We start from the raw sequence: 19,409 nt of genomic DNA on the forward strand, positions 1-19,409 counted from the left end.
CAGTGGGGGAAGAACGACCCCCCCCACTGATTGAAGTTTCACTTTATTGTGTACCAGTTCCATTTCATGAAATACTAGTAAATAAGAAGATATTATAATGGGAAGGGGGTTGACGATGAAACTGTTTTTAATTGGTGCAAACGGACAAATTGGCAATCAGGTATTGGAACAAATAAAAGCCAATGAGAAACATTCAGTTAAAGCAATGGTAAGAAAACAAGAACAACTTGAAAAATATCAGGACGCAGGGGTGGATGCCGTACTGGCCGACCTGGAAGGAAGCGTAGCTGATTTAGCTAAAGCGATGGAAGGGTCTGATGCTGTCATATTTACTGCTGGTTCTGGTGGTAATACAGGCGATGATAAAACCTTACTGATTGATTTAGATGGAGCGGTTAAAGCAATCGAAGCGGCAGAACAAAGTGGTGTGAATCGGTTTGTGATGGTAAGCGCCATGCAAGCCCATAATAGAGAAAACTGGCATAAGGATTTAAGAACCTACTATGTTGCCAAGCATTATGCAGATAGAATGCTTCGGAACAGTAATTTAACTTATTCCATTGTACGTCCTGGATTATTGTTAAATGAGCAGGGTACCGGTAAAGTAAGCATTGCGGAAAACCTAGGTCAAGGATCTATTCCACGTGAGGATGTTGCCAAGCTTGTTATAACGGCGGTGGATAACGAGAAAACCTACTATCGCTCCTTTGATCTAGCTTCAGGTGAACAATCTATCGAACAAGCAATAGAATCATTATAAGGAATCAGGGGGCAGCCGAATGATGGGCTGTCCTTTTTCGATTTATGTTATTTAGTGTGGTCTTTCCTTTCTACCAAATAGAATGCCTAATGTTAGCACGGATAAGATCGGTGCAAGGGCCACTAGCGCTACCATTCCAAACCCATCAAGCAAAGGATTTGTTTCACCAATTTCTCCTGCAATACCAACAAACATAGACAGAATAAAGGTAGCAGTCATCGGCCCAGTTGCAACTCCCCCTGCATCAAATGCTATGGAAATAAAGGCCCTAGAGGAGTAGCGCATCATAAGGAAGGCTGCTATGTAGCCGGGTAGAATGAAGACCCATAAAGAAATGCCGATAATAAGTCGAAGCATGGCCACAGCGACAGAAAGTCCCACCCCAATAGAGATGGTGTACAGAAGCAATTTTTGCGGGATATATCCCCTCGAGGCCCGTTCCACCTGATGGATTAATACATTGACAGCTGGCTCTGCATAGGTGGCTACAAACCCCAATAGAAAGCCAATCGGCAGGAGCAACCAAATAAAGTCATACGTGCCAAGTTCTGCTCCGATAAGCCTCCCGATAGGTAAAAAGCCAAGATACACACCTTGGAGAAACAAGGATAGACCTAAAAAGGTGAAGAGGAAGCCTGTCATAATTGGTAGGATTTTTTTAATTGAAAGCCGGAAGAGTTGCACCTGGAAGATAAAGAATAGGAAAAGCAATGGAGTTAAGGCTGCTCCAACCTCCAGCATCGTTTGCCCGAAGCCCTGAAATAGTTGTGAATTCATCCGTACACCACTCCTAATAAAAGTACGGCAATAATGGGACCAATGGAAGCAAGTGCAACAAGCCCGAACGCGTCTTTGGAAGCAGTATTTCTTTTCATAACAGAGGCCACTCCAACGCCAAGTGCCATAATGAACGGTACAGTTAATGGGCCTGTGGTTACACCGCCGGAATCAAAAGAAATAGGGACGTAGGAAGGTGGAGTAAGGCTTGCAAGTAGAAAAACAATCCCATAACCGGCTAATAAAAGATAAGCTAAGTTCATCTGGAAGATAATACGGAGTAACGCAAGACTAATAAAGATGCCAACCCCAAGTGAAACAGACAAAAGTAACACGGGCTTCGGTATCGCCCCTTCGGAAACAATTTCTACTTGGGATGATAGGATTCGCACATCGGGTTCAGCTATCGTAACGACAACTCCTAGTAAAAAGCCGATCCATACAACAACCCACACTTTATTTGTTCTAGGCAAAGCGGAACCAATCATCTCTCCTAGAGGAAGCAGACTCATATTAACCCCGAGTAAAAATAAAATTAACCCAACACTGACCATCATAACGCCTAGAATAAAGGGCATAAATTGTTCAAAAGGAAGCTGGATTATCGTGAATTGCAACAGTGTAATGACTATCGTAATAGGCAGGATAGAGAGTAGAACTTCTTTTACGGTTTCTTTCATCGTTATCCTCCTCTGTCTATCTTGCCTTCTATTTTAAGTTGTCCCTTAAAAAGCAGGCATTTCTATTTATATTCATGGACAAGCATTTTATTACTGCCTAGGTTCTTTAAAAACTGTAATCATTTAATACATTTTAACTATTTTTAAAAAAACGTCAGTTTACTGTTGAATAATTATCCATTATATTGCATAATAATTCATAAGATAAGCAAAGATGAAGGAGTGTTGACGATGGGGAAGGAAAAAATTGTTTTAGCATATTCAGGTGGATTGGATACTTCAGTAGCTGTAAAATGGCTACAGGATAAATATAATTATGATGTGATTGCTGTCGCATTAGACGTCGGAGAAGGGAAGGACTTAGAATTTGTTAAAGAAAAGGCATTAAAAGTGGGGGCGATTAAATCCTATGTTATTGATGCAAAGGAACTGTTTGCCAACCAATTCGTCTTACCTGCTTTGAAGTCGAATTTGCTTTACGAAGGAAAGTATCCTTTAATTTCAGCATTATCCCGTCCGTTAATTGCCAAAGTCCTTGTTAACATTGCAGAAAAAGAGGGAGCGATTGCGGTAGCACATGGGTGTACAGGAAAAGGTAATGACCAGGTTCGCTTTGATGTAGCATTCACAGCATTGAACCCTAGCTTGAAAATTGTCGCGCCTGTTCGGGAATGGGCGATGTCAAGAGAAGAAGAAATGAAGTACGCGAAGGAAAATGGCATTCCTGTACCAGTCGATATTGATAACCCGTTTAGTATAGATCAGAATTTATGGGGACGCAGCAATGAATGTGGCGTACTGGAAGATCCATGGGCAGAAGCGCCTGAGGAAGCCTATGACTTAACGGTCAACCCTGTCGACGCTCCAGACGTTCCTGAAACCATCCAAATAACATTTAAGGAAGGCACCCCCGTATCACTTGATGGGGAAGCATTATCATTAGACAAACTAATTTTAAAGTTAAATGAAATAGCTGGAAAACATGGTGTTGGTCGTATCGATCATGTAGAGAATCGTCTTGTGGGCATTAAATCAAGGGAAATTTATGAGGCACCAGCAGCCCTTACCTTGATTGCTGCACATCAGGAGCTTGAAGCACTGACATTACCACGTGAGGTGGCGCAATTTAAACCGACTGTGGAACAAAAGCTGGCCCAGACTGTCTATGACGGACTTTGGTATTCGCCACTAACAAATGCCCTAAAGGCTTTTATTGAAGAGACACAAGCCCATGTATCTGGAACAGTAAAAGTGAAGCTGTATAAAGGGCATGCACAGGTGGTTGGCCGTGAATCGGCACAGTCATTATATGACTTTGACTTGGCAACATATAATGCTGCAGATGCGTTCGATCATAATGCAGCTCTTGGCTTTATAAAACTATGGGGACTGCCCACAAAGGTTCATTCCACAGTAAATCAAACGTATGTAAACAAGGACGAAGCCATTGAAAAGGCGATTTTGGATGTTAAAGAAGCTGTTAAACCATGAAGCTATGGGGAGGGAGATTTACCAAACCAACGAACCAGTTAGTCGATGAATATACAGCGTCCATTCACTTTGATAAAAAACTGGCATCGTATGATATTAAAGGTAGTTTAGCCCATGTGGCGATGCTGGAAAAATGTGAGATCATCGATGAGAATGACGCAAAGGATATTTCAGCAGGTCTCAAGGTGGTTCTAAAAAAGATAAACAGTGGGGAAGCAGTTTTAAGTGAAGAGCAGGAAGACATCCATATGAACGTGGAAAAGCTACTTATAGATGAGATTGGTCCGGTCGGTGGTAAATTGCACACAGGCAGAAGCAGGAATGATCAGGTAGCACTTGATATGCGGCTCTACTTACGTGATGCCCTGATGGATATAAGTCAGCTATTGGCTGCATTGCAGGAGGCTTTGCTTCAACAAGCAGAAGAAAATAGGGACACTGTTTTACCCGGCTATACGCATCTACAGCGAGCGCAACCCGTGCTGTTTTCCCACCATATGTTAGCGTATGTCTTCATGTTGCAGCGAGATGTGGAAAGACTCGGTGACAGCTGGAAACGTGTTAACAAATCACCACTTGGAGCAGGCGCTCTTGCTGGTACTACTTTTGCGATTGACCGACAGTTTGTAGCAGATCAATTGGGGTTTGATGGCATATGTGAGAACAGCCTAGATGCGGTAAGCGACAGAGATTTCGTTGTAGAGTTTCTTGGGAATGCGGCGCTTATCTCCACCCACTTATCAAGGTTGTGCGAAGAGCTGGTTCAATGGTCTAGTGCCGAATTTAACTTTATTGAGTTAGACGATGCCTTTTGTACAGGTAGCAGTATGATGCCACAAAAAAAGAACCCAGATGTAGCTGAACTTGTACGTGGGAAAACAGGTCGTATATACGGGAATCTGATTGGAATGCTGACGACACTCAAAGGCCTGCCATTAGCATACAATAAAGATATGCAGGAGGATAAGGAGGGCATGTTTGATACAGTGGAGACATTAAAAGGGGCTCTCGCTCTTTTTGCCCCAATGATGGAGTCGATGCATGTTAAGCGGGAAAATATGTATGAAGCTGTACGAAATGACTTTTCTAATGCAACAGATTTAGCTGATTATCTTGTTGGAAAGGGTATGGCTTTTCGAGAATCCCATGCCGTAGTGGGAGAGATTGTGCTTCATTGTATCCAGCATAACAAGTACTTACTAGACATGAATCTGGAGGAAATCAAAGAATTTTCCACCATAATTGAAGCGGATGTATTTGATTTCCTGACACCAGAGGCCGTAGTGAATGCGCGAGACGTTGCTGGTGGAACAGCGAAGAATCGAGTGGAAGAACAAATTACGATAGCTAAAAAGAATTTACAAGATACGGAAACCAGACTTTCGCAATGGGCGGAACAAATTCATTAAGAAAAGCTGCCATTGATGTTTTAAAGGTTCTGCTTTGTTTTCTAGTCACCTATGTGCTAAACTAAAGGAAATTAATAGATGAATGACTCTCAAAGGGGAGTAGCGGGTGGAAATGGTTAACCATTTCCATAATAAAAGTCGTCATTACATGGCTCTTGCCATCGGCTTTATTGACAGTAAACTGTTCAGCGAGACCTTTGCCTAACTATAGGCAAAGGTCTCGCTTTTTTATACATTGGAAAGTGAAATTTCAGCCAGGAAGCAATGACAATTAGTTGAAACGTTGAAATTCCAAGTATAAGAAAAACCAAACTCATTCGCTAAAGCGCGAGCGAATGCTAGTTTTTCTAATAAATATTTTCAGTATACTTACAGTCATTTATTTTGATAACGCGTCAATACTAATTTGCAGGAAGGAAGATATGATGGACTATTATCAGAAAAAATCAGAAGATGTGCTGGATCAGTTTAATACATCTGAAAACGGACTTACGAGCGCAGATGTGAAACAATTGATAGATGAGAAAGGTTATAACGAAATTGAAGAAAAAGAGAGAGATCCAATTTGGAAACTGTTTCTGGAGACGTTTAAGGACTCTATGGTCATTGTCCTTCTAGTTGCAGCAGGAATTCAATTGCTCTTAGGTGAAGTAATTGAATCACTCATCATCTTCCTCGTACTTTTAATCAATTCGGTTATTAGTGTTGTGCAAACAAGAAAGGCAGAAGGATCCTTGGAAGCCTTACGAAATATGTCTGCGCCAGTTGCTCAAGTGATTCGAGATGGCACAAAGCAGTCCATTCCTGCACGAGAGCTAGTGCCAGGAGACATTGTTTTTCTTGAGGCAGGGGATTATGTTCCTGCGGATGGAAGGGTACTAGAAAGCGGGTCTTTAAAAGTCGACGAAGGAATGTTGACTGGGGAGTCGGAAGCTGTTGAGAAAGAAACGAGGACGATTAATGAAGAAGTAGCTCTTGGGGATCGGAAAAACATGGTATTTAGTAGCTCCCTCATTGTATATGGCCGTGGAAGTTTCGTAGTCACGGGGACAGGAAAAGAGACGGAAATTGGTAAAATTGCTGGTATGATCGAAACCGCGGAGGAAAAACAGACACCGTTACAACGTAAATTGGATCGTTTTAGTAAAAAACTTGGAATAGGGATTCTGCTTCTATGTATTCTGATTTTTGCTGTACAGGTCGGTAGAATTTGGTTTGGTGATAGTGATGCAGATACAACTACAGCTATTTTAAATGCGCTTATGTTCTCTGTTGCCATAGCAGTAGCAGCAATACCAGAAGCCCTTTCTTCCATCGTAACCATTGTTCTATCTGTTGGTACAAACAAAATGGCTCGGCAGCATGCCATTATTCGTAAATTGCCTGCAGTGGAGACACTTGGTTCTACAAGTGTCATCTGTACAGATAAGACGGGTACATTGACACAAAACAAGATGACCGTGATGGACCACTATTTACCTGGAAAGCAAAACACAGAGCTACCGGAGGATAAGGAAGATTGGGATGAAGCACAAAAACTTTTACTTTACACCGCTGTGCTGTGTAATGACTCCTATATCAATGAGGAAGGACAGGAGATAGGAGATCCCACAGAAACAGCGTTAATTCATTTCGCTAATAAAGTATATGGGGGCTATGAAGAGATTCGCGAAGCATATGATCGAGAGGAAGAGCTTCCTTTCGATTCTGACCGCAAACTCATGTCAACCGTTTATACGATTGATGGCACAAAACGTATGCTAATTAAGGGCGGGCCAGATGTCATGTTTGAGCGGGCGGCCTATGTACTTGTCGACGGGGAAGAAAAGCCAATGACAGATGAACTGTTAAATGATCTGCAGCAAGCAAATGAAAGCTTTTCTGAACAGGCACTCCGCGTCTTAGCATATGGGTATAAACGCTTGAAGGAAGATCAAGGACCAGTTGGCCATCAGGATGAAAAGGATTTTGTCTTAATTGGATTAACAGCCATGATGGACCCGCCTCGTGAAGCAGTTTATGGATCAATCGAGGAATCAAAAAAGGCCGGGATACGTACGGTCATGATTACAGGTGACCACAAAACAACCGCACAAGCAATTGGCCGTGATATCGGGTTAATGGATCAAGATGATATAGCTGTAACGGGCCAGGAACTTGATGCTATGTCAGAAGCAGAACTTGAAGAAAAGCTGGAACAGATTTCTGTTTATGCAAGGGTTTCTCCAGAGAATAAAATCCGCATCGTGCGAGCTTGGCAAAAGCGAAACAGTATTACAGCGATGACCGGTGATGGTGTAAATGACGCTCCTGCATTAAAGCAAGCAGATATTGGAATCGCGATGGGGAGCGGCACAGACGTTGCGAAGGATTCGTCAGCAATGATATTAACGGATGACAATTTTGTCTCCATTGTTAATGCAGTGGGCGTAGGTCGAACGGTTTTCGATAATATCAAGAAAGCTATCGGCTACTTGTTTGCCGGAAACCTTGGAGCGATCATTGCCATTTTGTTTGCTGTTATTTTCAATTGGGCAAATCCATTCACAGCATTGCAACTGCTATTTATTAATCTGGTGAATGATTCCTTACCAGCAATTGCGCTAGGTATGGAAAAGTCGGAGCCTGATGTTATGAAAAGGAAGCCGCGCAACATTGAAGAAGGAATCTTTTCAGGTGGAACAATGCGAGCAGTGTTGACCAGAGGAATACTAATTGGGATTGCTGTTATCATCTCCCATTATATCGGACTACAGCATTCCGATGAAATGGGTATTGCGATGGCATTTACTACACTTATTCTGGCCAGAACCCTGCAAACCTTTGCTGCACGTTCTAATGTGCAAACTGCTTTTGGTGCTGGGTTCTTCCGTAACAAGTATGTGATTGGTGCGGTAGCACTATGTTTAGTTCTTTATACGGTCACCATTATGCCATTTGCAAGAGATGTATTTTCCATCCCAGATACATTCGGGTTTCAGGAGTGGGGAATTGCAGCAGGATTATCATTGGTAGCGGTAATCTTAATGGAGGTTCTGAAAAAGATTATCAACACTGTTCAGAAATAGGAAAAGAAAATAGCGATAGAAAAGGTGAGCAGTTGCATACACGGCTCACCTTTTCTGATGCTATAATAACTATATTCGCTTAAAAATGGAGTGTCAGACATCATGTTAAATTTGGGAAAGATAATCCTTCATACGATTGTGTTGATTGGGTTTTATCAGGTGGGGTTGTTGATTCAAACAACGTTTCAACTGTTTGTGCCTGGTAGTGTAATAGGAATGATCCTGCTTTTTATATTTTTATCTTTGAAAGTGATAAAGGTTACATGGATAGAAAACGGGGCTCGTTTTATCGTAGATAATCTCGCGCTCTTTTTTATTCCGGTCACCGTTGGGATATTAGAATACTATGATGTGTTTGCGGGAAAAGGTGCATTGTTAATTTTAATTGCTTTAGTTAGTACGATGTTAGTCATGGGAATATCAGGGGCGACTAGTCAATGGTTGGTCAGACGGAGGGCAGAAGAGCATGATTGATTTTTTAATTGGCATAGCCGCCATTATTGGTACATGTATCGCGTATGTTTTTTCGGTACGTGTTCATAGAAAGTGGAATGTTACCATTACAGCGCCTGTGATCATTTCTACTGTACTCATTATTTGCGTGCTCTTAATATTCCGAATCCCGTATGAAACGTATATGCTTGGAGGAGAATGGATCAATCATTTACTCGGCCCAGCAGTTGTTGCGTTAGCATACCCCTTATATAATCAACGAAATACCCTGAAAAAATTGTTAGTTCCCTTAATTGTTGGCACAACAATGGGAGCTTTAGTGGGAATTTCCTCAGGTGTTCTAATGGCAAGATGGGCGGGGTTTGAGGAAACGATTATTTATGCTTTAACGCCTAAATCGGTTACGACTCCTGTTGCCATGGCTGTCACGGAAACGCTGGGAGGCATCATTCCACTGGCAGCAGTATTTGTAATGTTTGCTGGAATTGGTGGTGTCATGATCCATAATCTTGTATTTCGGTTATTCCGTTTGGATCACTACCTTGGAAGAGGGGTTGGGATGGGCAGTGCATCCCATGCTATCGGTACAGCAACATTGATGGAAGATAGCCAATTAGAAGGATCTGTGAGTACAGTTGCCATGGTAATGAGTGCCGTGGTGGTCTCTATTATCTCCCCAGCTCTTATCTCGCTATTATTATAATTTATGAAAACCCAAGTCTACTATCGGCTTGGGTTTTGTTTATACATGGTCACTAAAAGTCTAGCAAATACTAGTATTTCTAATGTCGTTTGTTTAACCATAAAACACCGGACTTCGCCAGTCTTGGCAGGAGGCCTGTCATCGGTTTTTGCATCATGTTACCAAAACCATCGGACTTACCTAATGATCCTAGTGTCCCTTTTAATTTTATTTCCTTCGGTTTTTTCGGTTCTTTATCGTGTAAAACAGCTAGTAAGACCTCTGCAATTTGTTCCCCTTGCTGACCAGCAAGCTGAGCGCTTGGAGAGTATTCAGACGATGCACAATCCCCGACTACATAGACGTTTGGATGATCTGGCACCTGATAATAGTCATTCAGGATGACCTTTTCCTGTGTATCCTTCTTAAAAGGAAGTTCTCTTACAAGGTAGTTCGGCTGTACACCTGCTGTCCAGATTGTTACATCGTTTACATAACATACACCATTATTACAAACCCCATCTTTTTCCACGTATTCCACGTTGGAATGATGCAAGACGTCTACCTCGTTTTTCACAAACCATTCTGCAACATATTCTTGAATTTTACTATCGAAGGCTTTTAATACAGAGGCCCCACGATCAAGCAAGCGAATGTTTAAGTCTGATCTGCTTTCTCTAATTTCTGAAGCTACTTCGATCCCACTAAGTCCAGCTCCTACCACGGAGACTTTTCCATAGGCCTTTAAATTACAAACCGCAAGCCCTGCTTTTCTAGCCTTTTCAAACGTTTGTACACTATGAGTGAATTCTTCTGCTCCTTCTATGCCATGATAATTGTCTTCACATCCGAGCCCAATTACCAAGTAATCATAGGATAAGATTTTACTAGAATCTTTAAACGAAATCTGTTCCTTTTCCGTGTCAACCTTCATAATTTCTCCATAAACATATTGAACGCGGTCATCATCTGGAAAGCTTAAACGAACGTCCTTCTCTGCAGATGTCCCAGCAGCTATCGTGTAAAACTCTGTTTTAATAGAATGATATGGATTTCTATCCACTAGGGTGATCTCAATAGATTCCGGTAACTGATGCTGTAATAATCCGAGAACTACTTTTAATCCCCCATATCCTCCACCTAATACGACCAATCGCTTCATAACAAAACCCCATCTCTAAGTACAGAATAAATATGTATAATTCTATTTTAGCGAATCTGTAAGCGTATGTCACCATAAGACTGAATTCTTCACAAATCGACATATCCTTTATGCTATACTACGGAAAAAGGAGGGGTTTTCATGGCAGAACGGATTAGTACAGCTATTCAGGACACCTATGATGAAAAATATTCCTGGTGTTACGGCTGTGGGAGATTAAACGAACAAGGCTTACAAATTAAGACGCGTTGGGAAGGGGAAGAAACCGTAACGGCCTATCTTCCACGCGCAGAGCATATGGCTATACCCGGATTTGTCTATGGTGGATTGATCGCTTCTATTATCGATTGCCATGGCACTGCCTCAGCGGCGATGGCCCTGCATCGGAAAAATGGTTTTGAGCCAGGGGATGGGCCGGAACCTCCGCGGTTTGTTACGGCATCTCTTCATATTGACTATCTTAAGCCAACCCCACAGAATGTTTCGCTTACTGCAATCGGTAAGGTAGAGGAGATACACCCTAAGAAGTGGCGGGTCCGTACGGAAATGTATGCAAAAGATACACTTTGTGCAAAAGGAGAGGTTATTGCAGCGATTATGCCCAAAACCTTTATAAAGTGAACCTTCATTTGCTCGAAGCTTTCACATGTGTCGGAAAAGATATAGCAAGTGACAGAAGCATCTAAATCACGTATAATTACTCTTTTAAACCATGTTAAAAGAGGAGTATTACATGACGAAACCAAATGCGCTTCCGTTTACTGTTTCAAAGACAGAAAATTTCTTTGACCGGCTTGGGGATTATGTTGGAGATGTATTTTATGATATCCTGCCGGAAAAAGGGTATGAGCTACGGGATGAACAAATATATATGGCCTTTCAACTGGAACAGGCTTTTAAGAATAAACGCACTATTTTCGCTGAAGCAGGCGTGGGAACTGGTAAAACCTTTGTGTACTTGCTATATGCGATTTGTTATGCGAGATACAAACGAAAGCCAGCGATCATTTCCTGTGCGGATGAGACGTTAATTGAACAGCTTGTTAAAAAGGGCGGCGATATTGAAAAGTTAGAAGAAGCGCTAGGCCTGAACATAGATGTTCGTCTTGCCAAGGCGAGAGAGAATTATGTCTGTATGAAAAAGCTTGATCCTATTGCGAATAAAACGGCTGATGAGGACATTCTCCGGGTACATGATGAGATTCCTGATTTCGTATTTGATACTGGGGCATCCATGCAATCCTTTGAACGATATGGGGATCGAAAGGAATACCCTTGGGTACCAAACGAGAAGTGGGAAGAAATTGGGTGGGACCAATTACAACAGTGCTCGACCTGTGAATGGCGTCATCGAAGTGGACAAACGTTGAACAGAGAATACTATCGTCATGCTACTGACTTAATTATTTGTTCACACGACTTTTATATGGAACATATTTGGACAAAAGAATCACGTAAACGAGAAGGGCAAATGCCTCTCCTTCCAGAATCAAGCTGTGTTGTTTTTGATGAAGGGCATCTTTTAGAATTTGCTGCACAGAAAGGTCTCACATATCGCTTTAATTTTCATGCACTAAGTAAGGTGCTGACTGGTTATATGGGACAGGATGTAAGGGAAGAGTCCCTTTACTTAATTGAAGACATAATCGGTATGAATGATGACTGGTTTGATTTACTGGAAGAGAGCGCGGTAGCTGTTGAAGGGTCAGAACGTCATGAGATAACCTTCAATAGTAAGTTAAAAGAACTTGCTGAAAAGCTTCATCATAACGTACAGGAATTACTGGAGCAGCTTGTCTTTGACGCTGAGCTCTTTACCATCGATGATTACCACATTAAAATCATTGAAGAATATTTAGAGTTTTTCTCTTATGGATTATCCATCCTAATGCGAGATGATGAAGGCATTTACTGGCTGGAGAAAACAGATAGCGAGACAAGTCTCGTCATCATGCCGAGACTAGTGGAGGAAGTTCTAAGGAAAGAAGTGTTCTCCCAGGACATTCCGTTCGTATTCTCTTCTGCTACATTGGCACAGGGAAAAGACTTCACATATCTAGCAGACAGCCTTGGTATCACGTCCTACGATTCCTTCTCCGTTAATTCGCCATTTGATTATGAAGAAAAAATGCAACTGTCTAGTCATGTCGAGGTAGATATACTTGAGAAATTTGAAGCGATTCATAAGGACATCAAAGAGAATAATGGGAAAACCTTGGTGCTGTTTGCAACGGCTCAGGAGATGAAGGCATTTCGCAAATGGGCAGACGAACAGCAATGGGACTTCCCTGTGTTGTATGAAGGGGACAGAGAGATTAGTGAGACAGTCAAAAGCTTCCAACTCGATGATTCAGCTGTACTTTGTGCCTACCATCTTTGGGAAGGACTGGACGTTCCAGGGGAAGCACTGACCCAAGTCATTATTGCATCCCTGCCGTTTCCACCAAAAGACCCTGTTTTTCAGGCGAAACGGAAGCATGTGGCCAATCCAGAGGCAGATGTAGATGTGCCTTATATGTTGCTTCGCTTACGCCAAGGTATTGGACGATTAATTCGGACAAGCAACGACCATGGGACTATTCATATCTGGATGACAGAGGAAGATAAGCAGAAATACTTCGCGGAGATTCAAAAAGTATTGCCTGTAAAGATCACATAGAATGATTTAGATTAAAGTCACGCATTTACGCGTGGCTTTTTTATGAGGAGTTTTTTATGTGGGCATAAAGTGAAACGCCCCTGCTGTTGAGTTGATAGTTAAATGCCGCTCTATTCAATTGCTTGTATGTATACCATGCTTAAGACAAAACTATAGGGTGAAAGGAGTGCGTTTTTCAAATGAATAAGGCTGTATTTTTAGATCGTGATGGTGTAATCAATGAAGTTTTAACAGATAGAGTGAAATTTGTGAACACGCCAGAGGACTTTTATTTGCTGGAGGGAGCAGGGGAAGGGGTACATCTGCTTCAAGAAGCTGGTTACAAAGTTTTTGTTGTGACTAATCAAGGCGGCATTGGGCTCGGATTTATGGATGAAAAAATGCTGCATAACGTGCATGACCATATGAAGGAAGAATTGCGATATTATGATGCACATATCGACGAGATTGCGTACTGTCCACATAAACCACATGAAAATTGCCCTTGCAGAAAACCAAAGCCTCAGATGATTCATGATTTGGCAAGAAAATGGGATATCGCTTTGGATAAGAGCTACATGATTGGGGACCGCGAGCCAGATATTATTGCTGGTAAGGAGGCTGGAACGAAAACGATACTTGTCGGCACACGGGATAAAGAGAAGGTAAAGGCAGATTTGGTATTTGAAGATTTGTTGGAAGCGGCGAAGCATTTAACTGATTCGCTTTAATAACTAAAACATAGAACATGTAAACCTGCTTTTGTGGAGCAGGTTTTTTTATGAAAGTAAATCATTCTAAAAATATTGAACAATAAATTCTAATAATATAGAATGTGGGAAGGAGGTAGGTATGAGATGGATTTAATAAATGCAACGAGTCTGAAAAGAAGAACCTATCAAATCGATGTAAAATGCTCTTTACTGTGGGAATGTGCACTTGGTATAGCTGCTGTAACAAATACACCCTTACTGGATTCCTTGGAAAAACCGATGCAGTACTGGAGAACGGTTAGAGATTCCTTTTCTGAGGAAATGAGGCAGCAGTTAGGATTGGTGGAGAAGCACAACACATGGAAGGCTTTGCTACAGGTGCTACATCAAAGAGATTTTTTAGATCTAGAGGATTTTGCAGCTTTTGTCCATAGCCTAGATGGAAAGGAATTCCGCTATATATGTATTCCTTTTGTGGGGGTTGAGGAACAAGAGATAAGGAGAGATGCTGCCGATGGAAACCAGGAAGCAATGGAGCAACTACAAACGAAGACAGAGGAAAATCCGTTCTTTCCTCGTTATATTGAATATATTTGTAAAGTAGCTGTGGAAGATCTGAAACGTCATTTGGTAGCAGTGATGACCGGATGGTATGACGCCATTATAGCTCCCGATAAAGAAAATGTGCAGAAAATCCTTCATACCGATATAGAAGCTAAATGGTTAGCAAAAGAGAAAATGCCATCAGAAGCATTGGTATCCTGGGCTACCTCTGGAATTAACTATGCAGCAGAACCTGGAGTCCATCGTGTGCTTTTAATCCCACATATGATTTATAGGCCGTGGAGCATTGTAGCCGATTTAGAGGGTACTAAAGTGTTTTATTACCCAGTGGCAAATGAGAGCATAGCTCCTGAGGATCCATATATGCCAAATGATTTTCTCGTACTGAGGCATAAGGCTTTAGGAGATGAAATGAGGTTGCGCATGGTAAAGCTTTTATTTGAAAAGAGTCGTAGCTTAAATGAATTAACAGGTTTATTGAAGCTTGGAAAATCAACTATTCATCACCATCTTAAAATACTTCGCTCTGCTAAATTGGTAGAGGTAAAGAACTCATGTTATGTCCTGAAACAACATGCGCTTTTCTCTCTCTCAGAGGAACTGGAATTATACATTCACCAAGATTAATCAGGTAGTCGTAAATGAAGGGCTGGCAATTAGATGAATGTATTAAGAAATAAAGCATTTACAAGAATCTGGCTGGGAAATGCCATTTCGGAATTGGGAGGATCATTTGGCACGTTTTGCAACAGTCTACTTATTTTTACATTGACAGGTTCCACGATGGCCTTAGGAAGCATGTGGCTGCTTTATTTTCTGCCATCCCTTATATTACAACTATTTATTGGGCCTTATATTGATCGATGGAGCAGAAAGTGGATTATGGTTATCGCTTTATGGAGTCGAGGGTTCTTATTTGCTTTGCTTTTCCTTCTCTTCATAACAGATATGCTTCAAGTTTGGCACATATATGCTGTGCAATTGGCTGTTGGCCTCATTACACCACTATATATCCCAGCTAACCAGGCAATTTTGCCATCTATCATCCCAAAGGAACAGTTAGCTACTGCCAATGGATATGTGGATGGGACAAACCGTCTTATGATGTTTATAGCCCCTGTTACAGCAGGGGTTGTAATAGAGTACATAGGAATACAGTCCACTATGCTATTTGTTTGGACCTTTCTCGTTGTTAGTGGTTTTTTACTTTTACCGATTCATGAAAAAAGGGTACATCATCCTGTCCGTAGTACATGGTTACAGCAATTCACCGAGGGGCTACAATACTTCTTTAAGCAAAAAATTATTGTCTGGCTTGGTGTTTTCCTTGCATTTGTGCAATTTGGAGTAGGAGTGACGATGGTAATAAACCTTCCTTATGTTACGTATGAACTGAATGGAAATACTGTGGAATATGGATATTTCATGGCGGGTTTCCCACTGGGGTATGTGCTCGGTTCTATTCTGGTAGGAAAGATTAAAAAAGGAACTCGAAGACAAATCATGCTTGGGGCTTTAACAACTGGAGGAGCAACCTTTATTATTCTGGGTTTCTCCACCTCTTATCTCCTTGCAGTTACAACAGAGGTGATAGGTGGGATAGCCATGGCCGTTTTCAATATACATAATCTAACGCTGTGCCAGAAGCTAGTTCCAAAGCGTTTAATGGGGAAGGTGTTTTCTGTGCGATTACTCATTATTAGGGGAGCGATGCCCCTCGGTGTGCTTTTAGGAGGTGTAGGCAGTACATTATGGGGGATAAGGCCGTTGTATATATTAATCGGCGGAATAATATGTGTAGCAGCTCTCCTAGGAATGCTCCTACCCCAATTTGCATTATTAAATCAACCAAACTTAGAAAAGGAAAGCAATATATCCTGAAAAACATGACAACTGTCATATATGCTTCTTGACGTTTATGACTTATAAAATCGCGCTAATTTTTATATCCTATATATAAGAGATAGATCGTCATCTAAACGTAGGAGGATATGTATGAGTAAACAAAAACAGGCTCAATTAAGAAACAGTGTGAAAACTTTTGCAGGTTCAGATCGTAGGGCTAGTATTATACAACTTCTAAACACGGTACTTCCTTTCTTCTTGTTATGGTTTCTTGCCTATCAGAGTCTAGCTGTTTCCGTGTGGCTTACACTAGCATTAGCTGTTGTTACATCAGGATTTGTCATTCGAATCTTTATCATTTTCCACGATTGTACCCATGGTTCATTCTTCCAGGGGAGTAAAGCAAACCGAATAGTCGGCACTATCACAGGTATCATTACCTTGTTTGCCTTTGAAAAATGGAAAAGAGACCATGCCATCCATCATGCTACAAGCAGTAACTTGGACAAACGCGGCACAGGTGATGTATGGGTTATGACAGTGGAAGAATACAAAGCAGCCTCATTTTGGGGAAGACTCGCATACCGCTTATATCGTAATCCGTTCGTTATGTTCGGTTTAGGACCGATTTACTTGTTCCTAATCGCCAATCGCTTTAACCGAAAAGGTGCAAGGAAAAAAGAAAAAATGAATACGTATTTAATAAATGCTTCAATCGTGTTGATATATGCATTGTTAATCTGGGCGATTGGCTGGCAGGCATTCTTGATTATCCAGCTGCCTATCCTGTTTATTTCGGGCTCTCTCGGAATTTGGCTGTTCTATGTACAGCATCAGTTTGAGGATTCCTACTTTGAAAATGAAGCAGAATGGGATTATGTAAAAGCTGCCGTAGATGGAAGCTCCTATTATAAATTGCCAAAAGTTATGCAATGGTTAACTGGTAACATTGGATATCATCATGTTCACCATCTTAGCCCGAGAGTACCGAATTACCGATTAGAAGAAGCCCACGAATCCACACCACCGCTTCAAAAAGCGACGACGATAACACTGAAGACTAGCTTGCAGTCAATTCGTTTTCGTTTATATGACGAGGCGAGTCGAACGTTCGTTAGCTTTAGAGAAGTGAAGGCGTTATTGAAAAACCAAAAGACTAACCTGAAGTTAAACGCAGGTAAGACAAGCTTTCAGGAAGAGTAATCATACAAAACCCTTCAAGATGTCTTGAAGGGTTTTGATTTGCCTTCTTTTGGTATAGTATAGAGAAAACAGCAAAGGTAAAGAGGTGTCATCCATGCAAAATTGGTATCATATTTTCCCGAAGAATACAGGGCTTAGTGCGTTTGCATGGCTTGTTTTTTGTTTGCTTCCTTTTTATTTTATTTTCCGATCGACCTCTCTTGTGGAAACATTGCTAGGAATTGTGATGATTCTGCTCTTTTTCGCAACCTATCGCCTTTCTTTTATTAAAAAGGGTTGGACAGTGTATGTTTCTGTTTCTATAGAAATGGCGATTAGTATAGGTATGATTCTCTATTTCGGCTATGTCTATTTCTCGCTATTCCTGGCATTTTACATAGGTAATATAGAAAATAAAGCAGGTTTTCTCGTTCTCTACATTGTTAACTTTGTTACAACCGTTTCGGCGGTCAGTGTTGGTTTTCTTATGCAAAGCCCGCAATTTATTGCCCAAACTCCTTTTATTGTAGTTAGTATCGTCGGTGTAATCCTTCTTCCCCTCACGCTAAATAGTCGGAACAAACGGGAGCGGCTCGAGAGGAAGCTGGAGGATGCAAATCAGAAGATATCCAGATTGATGGTAATCGAAGAGCGGCAACGGATTGCTAGAGACCTTCATGATACACTTGGCCAGAAGCTTTCCCTTATCGGGTTGAAAAGTGACCTGGCAGGAAAAATTATAGAACGCGATCCAGAAACAGCCAAAAAAGAAGTCGAGGATATTAATCAAACAGCACGTATGGCACTCAAAGAAGTTAGAGAAATGGTATCTGATATGAAAAACGCAAAACTTAAGGATGAGGTCATTCATGCAAGACACATTCTTGAGGCTGCAGGTATTTCTTTTCAATTCAATAGAGAAGACACAAATAATGAGTTGCCACTTTTAGTGGAAAATGTGCTAGGAATGTGTTTAAAGGAAGCTGTGACCAATGTGGTAAAACATAGTAAAGCGACAGCATGCCAGGTTAAAATTAGCAATACCGCAAGCGAGCAGGTCCTCATTATCCAGGATAATGGGGTAGGATCAATAGAAAACAGTGAGATCCAAAGAGGAAACGGCCTTCAGGGTATAAGGGAGAGGCTGGATTTTGTAAATGGGAATCTGTCTATCGACACAACAAATGGCACAACCCTCACGATAAAGGTTCCTAAGGTGATTCAGCAAAAGGGAAAGGAAGGACTTGAATGATACGAATTGTCATTGCAGAAGATCAAGGTATGCTGCTCGGTGCGCTAGGTTCCTTGCTTAATTTGGAAGAGGATATGGAAGTGATCGGGAAAGCGAAGAATGGGGAAGAGGCAGTCAAAATGGTGAAAAGCCTTCAGCCGGAGATTTGCATTATGGACATCGAGATGCCTGTAAAAAGTGGACTTGATGCAGCAGAACAGCTGAAAGACGAACCCTGTCACATCATTATCCTAACGACCTTTGCACGAAGTGGGTATTTTCAGCGGGCACGTTCTGCCAATGTGAGTGGCTATTTATTAAAAGATAGTCCTAGTGAGGAGTTAGCAGATGCAGTACGCACCATTATGGATGGCAGACGAGTATATGCGCCAGAATTAATTGATATGGCGTATCGCGAGGAAAGTCCTTTAACAGATAGAGAAGAACAGGTGATTAAACTCATTGCTGATGGAAAGACGACGAAAGAGATAGCCAAGGAACTGTATCTTACCACAGGTACAGTACGAAACTACGTGTCGGTCATTTTAGATAAGCTAGGGGTCAGCAATAGGATAGAAGCGATCTCTAAATTCAAGGAGCAGGGCTGGTTCTAGTATTGTAGATAAAGGATCTCTAAAGCCAAAAAAGCCATCTCTTTAGAAAGAGAAGGCTTTTTGTATTTTTATGAAATTATAGTTGTAAGCAAAGCTAAGTTGCTTCGATTTAAGAAAAACATCACATTCACTTAAGGACG

The 19,409-nt window shown here is 41.4% G+C and carries 17 protein-coding genes; 14 read left to right on the forward strand and 3 right to left on the reverse strand.

Annotated features, from left to right (window positions below; translation table 11 throughout):
• The first annotated feature begins 115 nt into the window (after nucleotides 1–115).
• Entirely contained in the window at nucleotides 116–760 is a 645-nt protein-coding gene (locus tag K3T81_RS01260) for an SDR family oxidoreductase (protein WP_161464041.1), read from the forward strand.
• A gap of 51 nt (nucleotides 761–811) precedes the next feature.
• Here K3T81_RS01260 and K3T81_RS01265 read toward each other — a convergent pair whose 3' ends face one another.
• The gene (locus K3T81_RS01265) at nucleotides 812–1,537 is read right to left on the reverse strand and encodes a DUF1538 domain-containing protein (RefSeq protein ID WP_238017678.1); all 726 of its coding nucleotides are present in this window, start codon (nucleotides 1,535–1,537) and stop codon (nucleotides 812–814) included.
• The gene (locus tag K3T81_RS01270) at nucleotides 1,534–2,217 is read right to left on the reverse strand and encodes a DUF1538 domain-containing protein (RefSeq protein ID WP_238017680.1); all 684 of its coding nucleotides are present in this window, start codon (nucleotides 2,215–2,217) and stop codon (nucleotides 1,534–1,536) included. Before K3T81_RS01270 ends, K3T81_RS01265 begins: the two co-directional genes overlap by 4 nt.
• A gap of 231 nt (nucleotides 2,218–2,448) precedes the next feature.
• Between K3T81_RS01270 and K3T81_RS01275 the strand changes: the two genes are divergently transcribed.
• From K3T81_RS01275 to K3T81_RS01295, 5 genes are all read left to right on the forward strand, one after another.
• Nucleotides 2,449–3,708 carry an argininosuccinate synthase gene (locus K3T81_RS01275; protein ID WP_238017683.1) on the forward strand — a complete coding sequence of 420 codons (1,260 nt, stop codon included), beginning with the start codon at nucleotides 2,449–2,451 and terminating at the stop codon, nucleotides 3,706–3,708.
• The gene (gene argH, locus K3T81_RS01280) at nucleotides 3,705–5,117 is read left to right on the forward strand and encodes an argininosuccinate lyase (protein WP_238017686.1); all 1,413 of its coding nucleotides are present in this window, start codon (nucleotides 3,705–3,707) and stop codon (nucleotides 5,115–5,117) included. Before K3T81_RS01275 ends, argH begins: the two co-directional genes overlap by 4 nt.
• Nucleotides 5,118–5,542: 425 nt before the next feature.
• Entirely contained in the window at nucleotides 5,543–8,185 is a 2,643-nt protein-coding gene (locus K3T81_RS01285; protein WP_238017956.1) for a cation-translocating P-type ATPase, read from the forward strand.
• A 102-nt stretch (nucleotides 8,186–8,287) separates the two neighbouring features.
• On the forward strand, nucleotides 8,288–8,659 hold the full coding sequence (locus K3T81_RS01290) for a CidA/LrgA family protein (RefSeq protein WP_161464937.1): 372 nt from the start codon (nucleotides 8,288–8,290) through the stop codon (nucleotides 8,657–8,659).
• A complete protein-coding gene (locus K3T81_RS01295; RefSeq protein ID WP_238017689.1) occupies nucleotides 8,652–9,341 on the forward strand; it encodes an LrgB family protein in 690 nt (229 codons plus the stop codon). Before K3T81_RS01290 ends, K3T81_RS01295 begins: the two co-directional genes overlap by 8 nt.
• 79 nt (nucleotides 9,342–9,420) lie before the next feature.
• Here K3T81_RS01295 and K3T81_RS01300 read toward each other — a convergent pair whose 3' ends face one another.
• On the reverse strand, nucleotides 9,421–10,482 hold the full coding sequence (locus tag K3T81_RS01300; RefSeq protein WP_238017692.1) for an NAD(P)/FAD-dependent oxidoreductase: 1,062 nt from the start codon (nucleotides 10,480–10,482) through the stop codon (nucleotides 9,421–9,423).
• 141 nt (nucleotides 10,483–10,623) lie between these two features.
• Here K3T81_RS01300 and K3T81_RS01305 point away from each other — a divergent pair, with 141 nt between their 5' ends.
• The 8 genes from K3T81_RS01305 to K3T81_RS01340 all read left to right on the forward strand — a co-directional run bounded on the left by K3T81_RS01305 (nucleotide 10,624) and on the right by K3T81_RS01340 (nucleotide 19,269).
• Complete coding sequence (locus K3T81_RS01305) at nucleotides 10,624–11,103, forward strand: PaaI family thioesterase (protein WP_238017694.1); 480 nt, start codon at nucleotides 10,624–10,626, stop codon at nucleotides 11,101–11,103.
• Between the two features lie 112 nt (nucleotides 11,104–11,215).
• Complete coding sequence (locus tag K3T81_RS01310) at nucleotides 11,216–13,141, forward strand: ATP-dependent DNA helicase (protein WP_238017696.1); 1,926 nt, start codon at nucleotides 11,216–11,218, stop codon at nucleotides 13,139–13,141.
• Nucleotides 13,142–13,320: 179 nt separating this feature from the next.
• Nucleotides 13,321–13,851 (forward strand): D-glycero-alpha-D-manno-heptose-1,7-bisphosphate 7-phosphatase, encoded by a 531-nt coding sequence (locus K3T81_RS01315; protein WP_238017698.1) that lies wholly within the window; start codon nucleotides 13,321–13,323, stop codon nucleotides 13,849–13,851.
• 126 nt (nucleotides 13,852–13,977) lie between these two features.
• Nucleotides 13,978–15,024, forward strand: coding sequence for an ArsR/SmtB family transcription factor (locus K3T81_RS01320; protein ID WP_238017700.1), 1,047 nt, complete (start codon nucleotides 13,978–13,980; stop codon nucleotides 15,022–15,024).
• Between the two features lie 33 nt (nucleotides 15,025–15,057).
• Nucleotides 15,058–16,278, forward strand: a complete 1,221-nt coding sequence (locus K3T81_RS01325; protein ID WP_238017702.1) for an MFS transporter — start codon at nucleotides 15,058–15,060, stop codon at nucleotides 16,276–16,278.
• Between the two features lie 114 nt (nucleotides 16,279–16,392).
• Nucleotides 16,393–17,445, forward strand: coding sequence for a Delta(5) desaturase DesA (desA, locus tag K3T81_RS01330; RefSeq protein WP_238017704.1), 1,053 nt, complete (start codon nucleotides 16,393–16,395; stop codon nucleotides 17,443–17,445).
• 94 nt (nucleotides 17,446–17,539) lie between these two features.
• Entirely contained in the window at nucleotides 17,540–18,676 is a 1,137-nt protein-coding gene (locus K3T81_RS01335) for a sensor histidine kinase (protein WP_238017706.1), read from the forward strand.
• Nucleotides 18,673–19,269: a response regulator transcription factor gene (locus K3T81_RS01340; protein WP_238017709.1), complete on the forward strand. Its 597-nt coding sequence runs from the start codon at nucleotides 18,673–18,675 to the stop codon at nucleotides 19,267–19,269. Before K3T81_RS01335 ends, K3T81_RS01340 begins: the two co-directional genes overlap by 4 nt.
• The last annotated feature ends 140 nt before the right edge of the window (nucleotides 19,270–19,409 follow it).

Source organism: Oceanobacillus jordanicus, assembly GCF_022095695.1.
Lineage (GTDB): Bacteria > Bacillota > Bacilli > Bacillales > Amphibacillaceae > Oceanobacillus_B > Oceanobacillus_B jordanicus.